General features: G+C 65.1%; 16 protein-coding genes. 3 read left to right on the forward strand and 13 right to left on the reverse strand.

Features of this window, described 5'->3' with window-relative positions; all coding sequences use genetic code 11:
- The first annotated feature begins 4 nt into the window (after nt 1-4).
- Nucleotides 5-574 carry a DUF1439 domain-containing protein gene (locus tag AC07PE_RS18520; protein ID WP_498767086.1) on the forward strand — a complete coding sequence of 190 codons (570 nt, stop codon included), beginning with the start codon at nt 5-7 and terminating at the stop codon, nt 572-574.
- A gap of 326 nt (nt 575-900) precedes the next feature.
- Nucleotides 901-1,125, forward strand: coding sequence for a hypothetical protein (locus tag AC07PE_RS18525; protein ID WP_498767088.1), 225 nt, complete (start codon nt 901-903; stop codon nt 1,123-1,125).
- Here AC07PE_RS18525 and AC07PE_RS18530 read toward each other — a convergent pair.
- Together AC07PE_RS18530 and AC07PE_RS18535 are read right to left on the reverse strand one after the other, a co-directional pair.
- Entirely contained in the window at nt 1,115-1,714 is a 600-nt protein-coding gene (locus tag AC07PE_RS18530) for an Hpt domain-containing protein (RefSeq protein ID WP_498767090.1), read from the reverse strand. The genes AC07PE_RS18525 and AC07PE_RS18530 overlap by 11 nt on opposite strands.
- On the reverse strand, nt 1,711-2,691 hold the full coding sequence (locus tag AC07PE_RS18535) for a CAP domain-containing protein (RefSeq protein ID WP_498767092.1): 981 nt from the start codon (nt 2,689-2,691) through the stop codon (nt 1,711-1,713). Before AC07PE_RS18535 ends, AC07PE_RS18530 begins: the two co-directional genes overlap by 4 nt.
- A 149-nt stretch (nt 2,692-2,840) precedes the next feature.
- Here AC07PE_RS18535 and pssA point away from each other — a divergent pair, with 149 nt between their 5' ends.
- Nucleotides 2,841-3,626 (forward strand): CDP-diacylglycerol--serine O-phosphatidyltransferase, encoded by a 786-nt coding sequence (pssA, locus tag AC07PE_RS18540; protein WP_498767094.1) that lies wholly within the window; start codon nt 2,841-2,843, stop codon nt 3,624-3,626.
- Nucleotides 3,627-3,697: 71 nt separating this feature from the next.
- On the opposite strand, the gene AC07PE_RS18545 is transcribed toward pssA, so the two are convergent.
- From AC07PE_RS18545 to AC07PE_RS18595, 11 genes are all read right to left on the reverse strand, one after another.
- On the reverse strand, nt 3,698-4,006 hold the full coding sequence (locus tag AC07PE_RS18545) for a metal-sensing transcriptional repressor (protein ID WP_498767096.1): 309 nt from the start codon (nt 4,004-4,006) through the stop codon (nt 3,698-3,700).
- 14 nt (nt 4,007-4,020) lie between these two features.
- Nucleotides 4,021-4,947: an aldo/keto reductase gene (locus tag AC07PE_RS18550; RefSeq protein WP_498767098.1), complete on the reverse strand. Its 927-nt coding sequence runs from the start codon at nt 4,945-4,947 to the stop codon at nt 4,021-4,023.
- A 14-nt stretch (nt 4,948-4,961) separates the two neighbouring features.
- The gene (locus tag AC07PE_RS18555) at nt 4,962-6,110 is read right to left on the reverse strand and encodes a D-alanyl-D-alanine carboxypeptidase family protein (RefSeq protein ID WP_498767100.1); all 1,149 of its coding nucleotides are present in this window, start codon (nt 6,108-6,110) and stop codon (nt 4,962-4,964) included.
- 96 nt (nt 6,111-6,206) lie between these two features.
- Nucleotides 6,207-6,839, reverse strand: coding sequence for an alpha/beta hydrolase (locus AC07PE_RS18560; RefSeq protein WP_498767102.1), 633 nt, complete (start codon nt 6,837-6,839; stop codon nt 6,207-6,209).
- 15 nt (nt 6,840-6,854) lie between these two features.
- Nucleotides 6,855-7,178 carry a (2Fe-2S) ferredoxin domain-containing protein gene (locus AC07PE_RS18565; protein ID WP_498767104.1) on the reverse strand — a complete coding sequence of 108 codons (324 nt, stop codon included), beginning with the start codon at nt 7,176-7,178 and terminating at the stop codon, nt 6,855-6,857.
- 46 nt (nt 7,179-7,224) lie between these two features.
- Nucleotides 7,225-8,352: a VanZ family protein gene (locus AC07PE_RS18570; protein ID WP_498767106.1), complete on the reverse strand. Its 1,128-nt coding sequence runs from the start codon at nt 8,350-8,352 to the stop codon at nt 7,225-7,227.
- The gene (locus tag AC07PE_RS18575; RefSeq protein WP_498767108.1) at nt 8,349-9,008 is read right to left on the reverse strand and encodes an ABC-type transport auxiliary lipoprotein family protein; all 660 of its coding nucleotides are present in this window, start codon (nt 9,006-9,008) and stop codon (nt 8,349-8,351) included. Before AC07PE_RS18575 ends, AC07PE_RS18570 begins: the two co-directional genes overlap by 4 nt.
- Complete coding sequence (locus AC07PE_RS18580) at nt 9,005-9,952, reverse strand: MlaD family protein (protein ID WP_498767110.1); 948 nt, start codon at nt 9,950-9,952, stop codon at nt 9,005-9,007. Before AC07PE_RS18580 ends, AC07PE_RS18575 begins: the two co-directional genes overlap by 4 nt.
- Nucleotide 9,953: 1 nt before the next feature.
- Nucleotides 9,954-10,799 (reverse strand): ABC transporter ATP-binding protein, encoded by an 846-nt coding sequence (locus AC07PE_RS18585; protein WP_498767111.1) that lies wholly within the window; start codon nt 10,797-10,799, stop codon nt 9,954-9,956.
- On the reverse strand, nt 10,799-11,932 hold the full coding sequence (locus tag AC07PE_RS18590; RefSeq protein ID WP_498767113.1) for an MlaE family ABC transporter permease: 1,134 nt from the start codon (nt 11,930-11,932) through the stop codon (nt 10,799-10,801). The genes AC07PE_RS18585 and AC07PE_RS18590 overlap by 1 nt, the downstream gene beginning before the upstream one ends.
- Before the next feature lie 70 nt (nt 11,933-12,002).
- The gene (locus AC07PE_RS18595) at nt 12,003-13,496 is read right to left on the reverse strand and encodes a B12-binding domain-containing radical SAM protein (protein ID WP_498767116.1); all 1,494 of its coding nucleotides are present in this window, start codon (nt 13,494-13,496) and stop codon (nt 12,003-12,005) included.
- Between the last annotated feature and the right edge of the window lie 399 nt (nt 13,497-13,895).

The following is a 13,895-nucleotide window of genomic DNA, read 5'->3' on the forward strand; positions in this document are numbered from 1 at the left end:
GGGCATGGAAAAGGGGATCACGCGGCGGCGTTTCGGTTTGACGGCGGTAGCTCTGGCCACTGGCGCCATGCTGGCTTCCTGCGCGAGCCTGACCGGCCCACGCCGCGTCGAGATCTCGCAGGCCAAATTGCAGGCGGGCCTGGAGCGCCGCTTCCCGCTGCGGAACCGCCTGCTCGAACTGTTCGACGTCCAGCTCACCCGCCCGCAGCTGGCGATCCTGCCGGACAGCGACCGCGTGGCGCTGACGATGGACGTGTCGGTGTTGCCGCCTTTCCTGCGCCAGTCCTGGGCCGGCACCTTGACCCTGTCCGGCCACCTGTATGTGGACGCCGCACGCAGCGGCGTATTCATGGCCGACGCCCATGTCGACCGCTTCGACATCCAGGGCATGGACGGCGCCCGCGCCAGGGACCTCGGACGCGCGGCGGACGTCCTCATGAACCAGCTGGTGCGCGACGTCCCCATCTACAGCTTCCGTTCGGAAGACCTGCACTACGCCGGCACGCAGTTCGTGCCCACCCGCCTCGATACCGTTCCCGGCGCGCTGGTCGTGACGGTGGAACCCCAGCGCTGACGGCATCCTTTTCACATTCAGTCGCAAATCGGACACGCAGCGCGCGCACGATTGAACGGCCCCGAGCGGCTGTTGCCAATACTGCTATTATTTCTCGCAGCTAGAAGTCCGGCACCGTTCGCTTCGATGAATCGTAGAGCGCCGTAACTGTTGCGTCACCAAGACTGTCGTGAGCTCGCCATTGCGGAGGTAACGCAAACGGCGCAAACTTGAGTCGACTTCGGTGCGCATCAGCATGCAATGGACAAGCCGCGCTTGCGCTTTCTCATGCACACGGTGTTCCACTAAAGTAATCTTTGCGTTACTGAAGTGCTGCCGGTAAGGGGGTGATCTTGGAAACGATACAGGAAAGTTTTCCGGAGAAGGGCCTGGCCGTCGAGCCGCTCGTCGCCGCGACGATCAATACCGGCGCCACGCCGGTGCCATCGCGTCTCAGCCTGCCGCCAAAAGGCGCGTGCTGGTACTGCGACAAACCTTTGGACAGCGTGCGCCGGTTCTGCGGCAAATCCTGTTCCGACGCCTTCGACGAAGAAGCCGAATTCACGCGCTGAGTCTGACCAGCGCGCCTTCGAAGTCGAAGACCTCGATCGCTGCCGCGATCCTGCGGTAGCGTTCTTCTCCCAATTCCCTCGTCAAGCTAGCCGCGGCTTCCTGCACCAGGTCGACCGCGTCGCCGTTGCCGTCCTCGAGCAGGGCGCGCAGCTGCGCCGTGACCACGCCGCGGCCGTCGATCTGCTGCACGGGCGCCGCAGCCGGCGGGATGTCGTCCGCCGCATCCAGTTCGAGCAGCACCCGCTCGAGCGCGTGCTCCAGGCGCGCGAGGCGCGGCGCCAGATGGCCGTCGCGGCGGCGCAGCGCCTGTTCCAGCGCCTGCGCCGCTTCGCGCAGCGGCACCGCCTCGATCATCCCGGCCGCGCCCTTGAGCGTATGCGCCTGGCGCTGCGCCAGTTCGGTGTCGCCGGCGGCCAGCGCCTCGCGGATGCGCACGGCCGCCTGCCGGTAATCCTTGCGGAAGCGCGCCAGCACGCGCGCGAACAGGACGGCGTCGCCCATCAGGCGGGCGACGCCGTCCGCGCGGTTGATGGCGGGAGCGGAAGAATCGTGGGCGGACTGCGCTTGCTGGTCGGCGGAGAGGCTCATTTGGTCGTGAACGACCAGGTCTTGGTGACCGCCGCACCTCCCACGGTGCCGTTGAAGCTCACGTCGTAGGTCGTCCTGGCCGCCAGCGGCGCCAGCGGGACGATCGCGGCCACCGAGGCCATGGTCGTGTTGACGTCCTGGCCTTGTACCAGCAGGCGTGTTTTCAGGTCGGCGCTGCCGCCGCGCGACCGTACCGTGAAGCTCTGTACGGTGACGGGCTCGGTCAGGTTGGCGTGGACGCTGATCGGGTAGCCGACTTCGTTGACACCCTTGTCCGGCACGGGATCCGGTTCCTCGTAGTCGCTGAAGAAGTTCGGCTCCACCCCGGTCTGGCCATTGAAGGGCCAGGTGATGATGGCATGGCTGGGCAGGCCCGGGCTGTAGCCTCGCGTGGTCGCGAGATTGGTGGTGAAATAGATGTAGTTGGCCGGGGTCGCGGCCGAGCCGGTGCCCATGTCCCTGAACAGGGGCTCGAACATCACGAAGCGGTGGTAGATCGCCGACACCAGCTGTTCGGCCATGTAGAAGCCGTTGTTGTTGGTGGTCGCGGCAATGATCTCGCCTTCCGCATAGCCGGGCACCAGGGTATAGCCGGCTGCCTGGATACGGTCCTTGGACGTGGCTCCCGTGAAGCCGGATTCGGACGATTTCTCGACGTGTGTCACATAGCCGTTCAGGCGCTGATAATCGGAGTGCGCCTGCGCAGCGCGGTCGAGCTGGCTGTTGCGCGTCAGCGCACCGGCGCCGACCTGGCCGCGGCGGTAGTTGATCCAGTTGAAACCGTCGGTGGCGACGTTGTTGGTCAGGACCGGCGCCGAGGCGTCCTGCCCCGAGAACCCGGTCGAGCCGGTCGAGCCGGTGGCGCCGTTAGCGCCGCTCGCGCTGCCGTTGTTCGAGCCGCCGCCGCAGGCCGCCAGCGCCAGGGCGGCGATGAAGGCAGCGACGATGCTCTTCGCAGGATGCGTTTTGCTCATCATGTAATACTCCCAACTTGCGTCAATACCGCGGTCAAAGAGCTCCCATTCTAGGCTAATTCGCCGAATCATGACCATGCCGCGCGATAAATCCGTTTCACACGTAAGTCCATGTAAAATAAGCCATTCTTTCCTTTTGTCGAGCCGTCAATTTGAAGCCTAGCCGCCAGCAGCGCCTCGCGCGCGCCAAGTTCGCCCTGCCCAGTTTCGTGACCCTGCTGTCGATCGCCTGCGGCTTCGGCAGCATCGTCATCTCGGTCGACAACGCCCCGGTGGGCAACCCGGACGATTACCGCCTGGCGGCCATCCTGCTGGTGCTGGCCGGCGTCTTCGACGCGCTCGACGGTTTTGTGGCGCGCGCCACCAACACCCAGTCGGACTTCGGCGTGCAGCTCGACTCGATCGCCGACGTCATGAATTTCGGCTGCGCCCCCGGCCTGCTGCTGTACTGCTACGGCTTCGCGCAGATGGGCGCCGATCACCCGACCCTGGTGCGCATGGGCGGCCTTGCCTGCTTCGTGTTCGTGGCCTGCGGCGCGCTCCGCCTGGCGCGCTTCAACGTGATGGTGGGCCGGACCGACCCGCGCTACTTCGTCGGCATGCCGATCACCGCCGGTGCGGCCTGCGTGGCCTCGGTGGTGGTGGCCTGGCCCGACCCGGTGGCCGCCACCGACATGGCCCGTGCTTTCCTGGTGATGCTGCTGATGGTGGCGGTGGGCGCGCTGATGGTGTCGACGATCCGCTTCCCCAGCTCGAAGCAGCCGAAGTCGAAAGCGGTCTTCGTGGCGCTGGGCGTGTGCGTGCTGCTGCTGGTGCTGCTGCAGACGCGCTTCTTTGTGCTGTTCTTCGTGCTGTATATCAGTGCGACGCTGCTGCTGAATATCGCGTGGCAGAGCGGGTGGCGGGGCGTGGCGCCGCCGAAGGTCTATGAAGATTGATGCTCGCGTGGGCTCGGGGAGCCCACCCTACGTGAGCAGCCGGTAGGGTGGGCTCCCCGAGCCCACGCGTTCTACGCGAATTTATCGAATAAGGCCGCCAAGTGCGCGGCGCTTTGTTTTGCTTCGTCGATGCTGGCCGCATTGTCGGTCAGGTTGACAATGCTGGCCGTCAGCAGCTGCACGAAGGAGCGGTCCAGCGCCTTGCGCGCCGCCGCCATCTGCTGGGCCACGGCGTCGCAGTCGGCCGGCGCATCGGCCAGCGCAATCAGCTTCTGGACGCCGCGCAGCTGGCCCTCGACCCGCGCCAGGCGGTTCAGCAAGTCTTTCTTCTGCTGCGCACTGAGGGCGCGGCCTTCGACGATCTTCAGCGGCTCGGCCATGGAGACGCCTGCGCTTACGCGACTTCGTGACCGCGCGCCGCGCGCAGGATCGCGAACCAGTCGGTGCGCGACAGCTTGAAGCCGGTGCCGGCCACCGCCACCGCGATGGCTTCGACGCGGCCGCTGCCGGTCAGCGGGATCGGGTTCGATGGCAGCTGCATGATCCAGGCGAAGATCACGCTCGCGAAGGGCTGGTGCAGGCGGTCGGCGATTTCCTTGACCACCAGGCGCAGGTTCTCGGCGTTGGCGTCGTTCGAGGTGAACAGGCGGCCGCCGGCCAGCGGCGACCAGATCATCGGCGCCACCTTCAGATCCTGCAGGCCGTCGAAGGTCTCGTCGAACATCGGCGCCACGTGCAGCGGCGAGAACTCGACCTGATTCGTCGCCAGCTCGACGCGGCGGTTTAGCGCCTCGAACTGATGGCGGCTGAAGTTCGACACGCCCACGTGCAGCACCTTGCCGGCCTGTTTCAGGCGCGTGAAGGCGTCGGCGATCTCGTCGAAGTCCATCAGCGGATCGGGACGGTGGATCAGCAGCAGGTCGAGGCGGTCGGTATGCAGCTGGCGCAGCGACTCCTCGGCCGAGGCGACGATGTGCGCCGCCGTGGTGTCGTAGTGCTGGATCGTGTTCTCGGGGCGCTTGTTGGACAGCAGCTTGATGCCGCACTTGCTGATCAACTGGATCCGGTCGCGCAGCGAAGGCTGGGCGCGCAGGGCTTCGCCGAACTGGCCTTCGACGCCGTAGTTGCCGTAGATGTCGGCATGGTCGAAGGACGTCACGCCCATCGCGATGCACTGCTCGATCAGGGCGACGCGCTGCGCGACCGTCATGTTCCACTCGACCATGCGCCACATGCCGGCGACGATGCGGGACAGTTCGGGGCCGTTCGCGCGGGTGGCGATGCGGGGGCAGTGCAGGTCGCGGGGGAGTGCGTGGGTCATGACGGTCCTTTAGATTACTTCATCCACAAACGCATCGAGTCCCAGGCGCGGCCGACGATCGACGCTTCCGACACTTCTTCCAGCGACACCACCGGCAGCGCCAGCAGCGGCTTCCCGTCGACCATCATCTTCAGGGTGCCGACGCGGCCGTTCAGGGCCAGCGGCGCGACCAGCGGGTCCTTGCGCTCGAGGACAGGCTTCATCTTCTGCGCCACGCCCTTCGGCACGGTCACCAGCACGTCGTTCGGGAAGCCGATCTTCACGGTCGACTTCGAGCCCTTCCACACTTCCGGGGTGGCGATCGCCTGGCCCTTCGAGTACAGCTTGACGGTGTCGAAGTTCTGGAAGCCCCAGTTCAGCAGCTTCTGGCTTTCGGCGGTGCGGGTGCCGTCCGAATTCGCGCCGGACAGCACCGAGATCAGGCGGCGTTCGCCGGCCGTGCCGTTCGGGCGGTGGGCCGAGGCGATCATCGAGTAGCCCGAGCTTTCGGTGTGGCCGGTCTTCATGCCGTCGACGGTCGGGTCGAGCCACAGCAGGCGGTTGCGGTTCTGCTGCTTGATCTTGTTATAGGTGAATTCCTTGACCGAGTCGATCTTGTAGAACTCGGGGAAGTCCTTGATCACGTGCGAGGCCAGGATCGACAGGTCGCGCGCGGTCGAATAATTGTCCGGGCTGGGCAGGCCGTGCGGATTGGCGAACTTGGTGTTCTTCATGCCCATGCGCTGGGCCTGTTCGTTCATCAGGTGAGCGAAGGTGCCTTCGTCGCCGGCGACCGCTTCGGCCAGCGCCACTGCGGCGTCATTGCCCGACTGGACCATCAGGCCGTACAGCAGGTCGTTGATCGAGACCGGGGTGGCCGGGTCGATGAACATCTTCGAACTGCTGCCGTCGACCTTCCAGGCGCGCACAGACACGTTGACCTTCTGGTCCAGCGAGATCTTCTTGTCGCGCAGCGCGCCGAACACCACGTAGGCGGTCATGACCTTGGTGAGCGAGGCCGGCTCGATGCGGGTGTCCGCATCCTGGGACGCGATGATCTGGCCGCTGGTGGCATCCAGCAGGGTCCACGAACGGGCGGCGATTTGCGGGGGCGGCACTTGTTGCGCTTGGGCAGCCGACATCAGGAGGGCGCTGGCGGCCAGGGCGGCGATTAACTTTTTCATGGGAGGCAAGAGGAAATCAGAGGGACGATGACGCATAGACAATGCCGGTTAGCATTGCCTAAAACAAAGACGGACCATTATAGGCCAGTGATCGCCTCAAATGTCACGCCGCCACATTTGCGCGACAAGATTTTTAATGTGGACGAGCTTGCGGTGGAAGAAATGGTCGGCGCCCGGGATCACCGTCACAGGGATGTCGAGCGGGCGCGCCCAGTCGAACACCTGTTGCAGCGTGATCGTATCGTCAAGCTCGCCGTGGATGAGGATGGTGTCGGCCGGCACGGTCGGCATCGGCCATTTGCCGGCGGCGGTCCCGACCAGCACCAGCCGCTCGGCCGGGCGGCCTTGCGCTTCGAGGCGCTGCTGCAGCTGGGCTTGTACGAAGGTGCCGAAGGAGAAGCCGGTCAGCGCGACCGGCAGGCCGGGATACTGTTCGACCATATGGTCATACATCACCTGCATGTCGTCGACTTCGCCATGGCCGTCATCATAGGTGCCCTCGGACTCGCCGACGCCGCGGAAGTTGAAGCGGGCCGTCACGTAGCCCAGGCCGACGAAGGCGCGCGCCAGCGTCTGCGCGACCTTGTTCTCCATGGTGCCGCCGTACAGCGGGTGCGGGTGGGCGACCAGGGCGATGCCGCGCGGTGCACCGTCTTCCGGCTCGTCCAGCATGCACTCCATCTTGCCGGCATGGCCGGTCAGGTAAAACTTTTTCGATTGCTTGTTCATTGATTACAGCGTCGTTCAGATTTTCAAACGCTCGACCACTTCGCCCTTGAGCAGGTGACGGTCGATGATCTCGTCGATGTCCGAGGTGTCCACATAGGTGTACCAGGTGCCCTGCGGGTAGACCACGACCACCGGGCCCTCCTCGCAGCGGTCCAGGCAGCCGGACTGGTTGATGCGCACCTTGCCCTCGCCGTTCAGGCCGAGTTCCTTGATGCGCTTCTTGGCGTGCTTCTGGGCGGTCTCGGCGCCGTGCTTGCCGCAGCTGGGGCGGCAGCCTTCGCCTTCGCGCACGTTCATGCAGAAGAACACGTGGTGTTCGTAAAAGGGTTTGTCGCTCATGTCGATCTCGATAGTGTAGTCACCTGCCCGCTATGATACGCCCTTATCACTGGCGGTTCAGGCGGTGCGAGGGCAGCAGCAGGAACCAGAGGGCAAAGAAGGGCCAGGCCATGCCGATGAACTGGGCCGCGCCATTGAAGTTCAGGAATTTACCCTGCTGCCAGGACTGCAGGGTGGCGACGAAATAGGGATTCGCCGGAATCGTGTTCACGACGATCAGGGCCAGCACCAGGGTCACCACGGCCAGGCGGCGCTGCGCGACCTGGGGCGCGAAGGCCAGGCCGGCCAGCATGATCAGGCCGATCAGGAAGCCGCCCTGGGCGCCCGGCGTGATCCAGGTGAGGGCGTTATCCGGGGAGAAGAACAGCGAGCTGGCGAGGGTCTTCACCAGCACGCCCGTAAACACCAGGGACAGCATCAGCCCCAGGCGCGGCGCGGTGCGGCGGGCCAGGCACAGCAAGGTCAGGGCAGCGCCGGTCATGCCGCAGGCCGTGATCACGATCTCGGACAGCCAGTACTGTTCGACCGTCATGCCGGCGCTGCCGCGGATCAGGGTGACGAGGTCGATATCGGTGTCCAGCCATTCGGACAGCCATTCCGACAGCAGCGGCAGGATCTGGCCATTGCCGAACAGGTAACCCTGCGGATAGACCTGGGCCAGCGGCCAAAGCGCCACCAGCACCAGGCCCTGGCTGGCATGCGCCGCAAACCAGCGCTGGCGCAGGCGCTGCAGGCGGCTCTGGTTGAGCAGCAGCGGGGCGAAGAGCAGCCCGAGCACCGCACCGGCCAGGCAGCCGCCGGCATTCGTCAGCAGGTCGAGGTTCGAAGGCACGCGGCTGGGCAGGTAGTTCTGCACCACTTCCATGATGCCCGACACCAGCACGCCGCACACCGCGGCCACCAGCACCGCCCACACGCCGCGCACCAGCGGGTGCAGGGCCAGCACGAACAGCACGCCGAGCGGCATGTAGCCGACGATGTTGACCATCACGTCGAAGCCGGTCCAGTAGCGCTGCGGCTGCAGGTTCAGGAAGGCGAAGGGCGACAGCCCGCTGCTGCGCCAGCCCGAAAACGGGAACCAGCTCGCATACACGATCAGCAGCAGGTAGGCCAGCAGGGCGGCGCGCGCAACCGGAGATGCGCGCGGCCTCGCCTCGTCTTCCGTCAGGGTCATCGGCGATTGACGTTCAGGGTGCCCAGCCAGGCCACGATGTCGGCGGCGATGGCGTCGGTGCTGGCCGCCAGCGCGCGGGCGCCGCCGGCCGCGTCGGCGCTGCTGGCCGCGGTGGTGCGGGCAAAGCTGCGCTGGTCGATCAGCACGTGGCCCTGGAACACCGAGGCACGCAGCGCCACCTGGCCTTCGCTCTGCGCCACGCCGCTGAAGTTGTGGACGAATTCGTCGACGTCGACGCGCAGGATCGGAATGCCGTTCGAGGCGTCGGTGTCCGACAGCACCTTGGTGCCGGACTGGGAGATCCGGGTTTTGAGGCGCTGGGTCATCATCTGCAGCGGGTTCGCAGTCCAGCGGCTGTTGGCATAGCTGCGCGCCTGCAGGGCGTCGGCATAGCTCAGGCGGTAGAACATGCGCTCGTTCTCGAGGGCGCTCGAGCCGGTGACGTCGGTGACGACGATCGCGCCGATCGCCGGTGGCATAGCTTGCGGTGCCTGGGCGCTGGCCGCCGGCATGGCCGGGCCGAAGTCGAACTGGGTGGTGGGCTCGCCCTTCTGCGAGGCGCAGCCTGCCAGCAGCAGGCCGGCGGCGGCCAGCACGGCGATGGAACGGTACCTGAGTAGGTTTGCACTGAGCAGGGTCACGGTTTCCTCATTCATTTGGTCGGAGGGACGAAGCCGGGCTCGCCGGGGCCGGGTTGGGTCTTGGCCGCGCCGAACAGGATGCTCTGCGGGCGGTCGCCGATATTGGTCACGGTGCGGCGCACGGCGCGCAGCGAAATGCGGGCCTCGTCGGTCATCTCGGTCAGGTGCGGCAGGGTGCGCATCTCGAGGTCGGAGGTGACGCCTTCGAGCGAGGCGATGGCGCCGGCGGCGCGGTCGATCGGCCCGCCCGGCGCCTGCAGGTTGGTGGCCAGGCGGTCGTAATTACGCACCGCGCTGGTGGCGCTGGTCGACAGCTCGTTCACGGAGCTCATGGTGCGATCCAGCTTGTCGGTCAGCGCCGGCATGCGCGCCAGGGTCGGCTCCAGCTGTTTCGGGATCTCGCCGAAGGACTGGGCCGCCTTGCTGATGTTGTCGACCGCGCCGGTGATCTTGTCGGCGTTCTCCTTGCTCAAGATCGTATTCAGGCTGTTCGTGATCTGCTCGGTCTTCTCGAGGATGGCCAGGCCGCGCTTTTCCAGCTGGTCCAGCAGGCCGGGACGCAGCGGGATGCGCGCCACGTGGCCCTTGTCGCTGGCCAGCAGCGGCGAGCCGGTGCGGTCGTCATCGAGCTGGATGAAGGCGATGCCGGTCACGCCCTGGTAGCCGAGCGAAGCGAAGGTGGTGGTGGTGACCGGGGCGCCTTCCGCGATCGACAGCTTGATCAGGATCTGGCCGGTCACGCGCGGATCGAACACGATGTCGTCGACGCGCCCGACTTCCAGGCCGCGGTAGCGCACCGCGGCTTGCGGGTTCAGGCCGGGGATGGTCTGGGTGGTGACGATCTCGTACGGTCGCATCTTGGTGCTGTCGCGGTTCAGCCAGAGGCCGATCAGGACGGCCGCCACCAGCAGCGCGACCGTGAAGAAACCCGTCATCAGGGCATACGATCTGTTTTCCATGTCAGTCTTCCGCTTCCTTTCCTGCGTAGCGTTCTTCCAGCACTTCCAGCGCGCGCTGGCCGCGCGGGCCGAGGAAAAATTGTTTGATGAATGGATGCTCCACGCGCAGCACGTCGCACGCGGGACCGACCGCCAGCACATGCTTCTCGGCCAGCACCGCGATGCGCGAGGACAGCGCGAACAGCGTGTCGAGGTCGTGCGTGACCATTACCACGGTCAGGTGCAGCTCGTTGTGCAGGGTCTGGATCAGCTCCACGAAGGTGTCCGACAAATCGGGGTCCAGGCCGGCGGTGGGCTCGTCCAGGAACAATAGCTGGGGTTCGAGCGCAAGGGCGCGCGCCAGCGCGGCGCGCTTGATCATCCCGCCCGACAGGTCGGACGGCATCTTGTTGGCGTCGCCCGGGCCCAGGCCCACCATGTTCATCTTCAGCAGCACGGCGTCGCGGATCACGTCCTCGGGCAGGGCGCGCAGCTCGCGCAGCGGCAGGGCGATGTTGTCGAACACCGTCAGCGCGGAATACAGGGCGCCCTGCTGGAACAGCATGCCCCAGTGGTTGCGCATGCGCTGCAGCTGTTCGGGGCTGGCGCTGCTGATGTCTTCGCCGAACACCGTCACCGAGCCGCTGGCCGGGTGCTCGAGGCCCAGCATCTGGCGCAGCAGCACGGTCTTGCCGGTGCCGGAACCGCCGACGATGGACAGGATCTCGCCGGCGTAGATGTCGAGGTTCAGGTCCTGGTGCACCACGGTGCGGCCGAAGCGGGTCCACAAATTGCGGATCTGGACCACCGGCGGTCCGACTTTTTCGTCCGGCTTGAGGTTCAGGGGCTGGGTGATCGTGTTGGCCATCAGTCGAACCCCACGCTGGAAAAGACGATCGCAAACACGGCGTTGGCCATGATGACGACGGTGATCGCGCTGACCACCGAGGTCGTGGTCAGGCGGCCCAGGCTTTCGGTGTTGGGCTTGATGCGCAGGCCGAAGTGGCAGGCGGTCATGGCGATCAGCATGCCGAACACCACGCCTTTACCGAGGCCGATCATGTAGTTCACGATCGGCACCGCCGACGGCAGCTTCTGGATGAAGTAGCGCATCGCCAGATGCAGTTCGACCTTGGCCGCGATCATCCCGCCCAGCAGGGCCATGGCGTCGGTCCAGATCACCAGCAACGGCATCGCGATCGCCAGCGCGATCACCTTCGGCATGATCAGGCGGAAGCCGTGCGAGATGCCCATCACCAGCATCGCATCGAGTTCCTCGGTCACCCGCATCACCCCCAGCTGCGCGGTGATCGAGGAGCCGGAGCGGCCGGCCACCAGGATCGCCGCCAGCAGCGGCCCGAGTTCGCGGATGATGGCCATGCCAAGGATGTTGACCAGGTAGATGTCGCCGCCGAACATGCGCAGCTGCTGCGCCGACAGGTAGGAGAGCACGATCCCGATCAGGAAGCCCACCAGGGCCGTGATGCCCAGCGCCTGGAAGCCGGAATGGTAGATGTTGGCGGAGATCTCGCGCCACGGACCCGCCATCGGATGGCGGATGAAGCGGCCGACGTCCTGCACCACCTGGCCGATCAGGATCACCACCGCTTTCATGTGCTCGAAGAAGGACAGCACGCCCGCGCCGAGCCTGATGATCCAGTTGAAGGGGCTGGTGCGCACGCGCGGCAGTTCGATGTCGCTGGCCTGTTCGAGGCGCGCGAAGAGTTCTTCCTGCTTCGGATCGAGGGTCAGCTGGCCGGGACGCTTTTTTCCCCAGGCGCTCCAGAATATCTGGGCGCCGATGTGGTCCAGGCTTTCCACCGCCGACAGGTCCCAGGACAGGGAAGCTTTGTCGGCCAGACCGGCCAGGGTCTTGTTGATGCTCTTGAGCGCCCCGCGCTTGCCCAGTGCATGCACCTGCCATACGCCGCGCGCCACCACCGACTCTGCACCGGCGTTGGGATGTTCGATAGTTAATGTTGGCGCATTTTCAATCCGCATTACGGCAGTGTAAAAGAGATTCGCAGCGGCTGCCACACGCGCGGCGGTGGCGTGCCGCTTGCGCGCCCTTTTATGCTGCCAGGTGGCGGACCTGGCGCTCGGGAGCGGCCTGCTTTTGTTCGCTTCTGGCTTTGCTGGCCGGCTTGTCGACGTTGCCGGCATAGTCGCTGGCCAGCAGCGCCTTTGCCCCTTCCTCGCTCATGCCCCGCAGCTGCAGCCATTCCTGTACCAGCTTGGCCAAGCGGTCGAGGGCGATGCGGTGGGTAGCGTCGGTGCGGGTGTACATCCAGTCGCTGAAGGCCATGAAGTTCGCGAACGGCGCGTCGCCCAGCAGCGTATTGACGGTGTGCGCGAAACGGCCCGAGTTGGCGACCAGGTCCCAGTAGCGGGCAAAGCGCACCAGGCGCTGCATGGTGGCGAAGTCGATGCGGTCGGTGGCCAGCACGGTATAAGGCGGGTAGGGATCGAACACCATGCCGAAAGGCTCGGTGTGGCGGATGATGGGCGTGCCCCGCAGGCGTTTCAGGATGCCGAACTGGATCTCGTGCGGCCCGAGGGATACAAGCTGGTCGAAGCCGCGCGCGAAGCTGGCGACGTCCTCGCCCGGCAGACCGGCGATCAGGTCGACGTGCAGGTGGGCGTGCGAGTACTCGTGCAGCCAGCGGATGTTGTCCGCCGCCTTGGCATTGTCCTGGCGCCGGCTCACCAGGGTCTGCACCTCGGGATTGAAGCTCTGAATGCCGATCTCGAACTGCAGCGCGCCCGGCGGGAACTGGGCGATGGTGGCCTTCAGCCCTTCCGGCAGGTGGTCGGGGACCAGTTCGAAGTGGGCGTAGACCGGATCGTCGGGATTCGCCGCCAGCTTATCGAGGAAGAACTGCATGATGCGCTGGCTGGTCTTGACGTTCAGGTTGAAGGTGCGGTCGACGAACTTGAACAGGCGGGCGCCGCGCCGGTACAGGCCTTCCATCTCCGCCAGGAAGGTATCGAGATTGAAGGGCCAGGCAGTTTTATCCAGCGAGGACAGGCAGAACTCGCACTTGAAGGGGCAGCCGCGCGAGGCTTCCACGTAGAGCGTGCGGTGGGCGATGTCCTCGTCACTATATAGAGAGTAGGGCAGGGCGATGTCGGCCATGGGCGGCTGGACGCCGGCGTGGACCTTCATCAGCGGCTTGGGACCGTGCAGGATTTCGCCGCACAGCTTGGGGAAAGAAACGTCGCCCCAGCCGGTGACGGTGTAGTCGGCCAGGCGGACGATCTCCTGTTTGTCGGTCTCGTACGAGACTTCCGGCCCGCCCAGCACGACCGTCACCTCGGGCGCGACGCGCTTGAGCATGGCGACGACCCGGGTCGTTTCCTCGACGTTCCATATATAGACGCCGAAACCGACGATGCGCGGTTGTTTTGCCAGCAGGCGTTCCACGACCTCGGTCGTCTTGGCGCCGATGACGAACTCCATCAGCGCCGTCTGTTCCTGCAGCTCGCCCATATTGGCCAGCAGGTAGCGCAGGCCGAGCGAAGCGTGGGCATAGCGGGCGTTGAGGGTGGAGAGCAGGATGGTCATGGCGGACGGATAGGCTGAACGGCAAAGGGTGCATTGTACGCGTTGGGTTTCATTTGCGCGTGCAGGCCTTGCGGGGTGCTGGCAGCTTTGATATCATTCGCTCCCTCGTTGAAAACGATTGCCGATTCAGGAAGTTACGGCAGTTTCATCGGGCTGTGTCTGAACGATACGACACAAAAAAGGAAGTTGACGAGTTAAGCGAAACACTGCATAATCTCACTTCTCTGCTGCTGACGAACACAACGATTCGCAGAATGCAGCAAGGCAGTACCGAATACGATCTTTAACAATCAACAGTCGATAAGTGTGGGCGTTTGATGAGGTGCCAGCAGCTGCGTAAGCGGTTGCTGAATGCTTAAATTATCAAATGTTCACAAAAAGTATAACGTTGCTCAGCAA

The organism is Telluria sp. GW821-FHT07G12 (assembly GCF_059418525.1).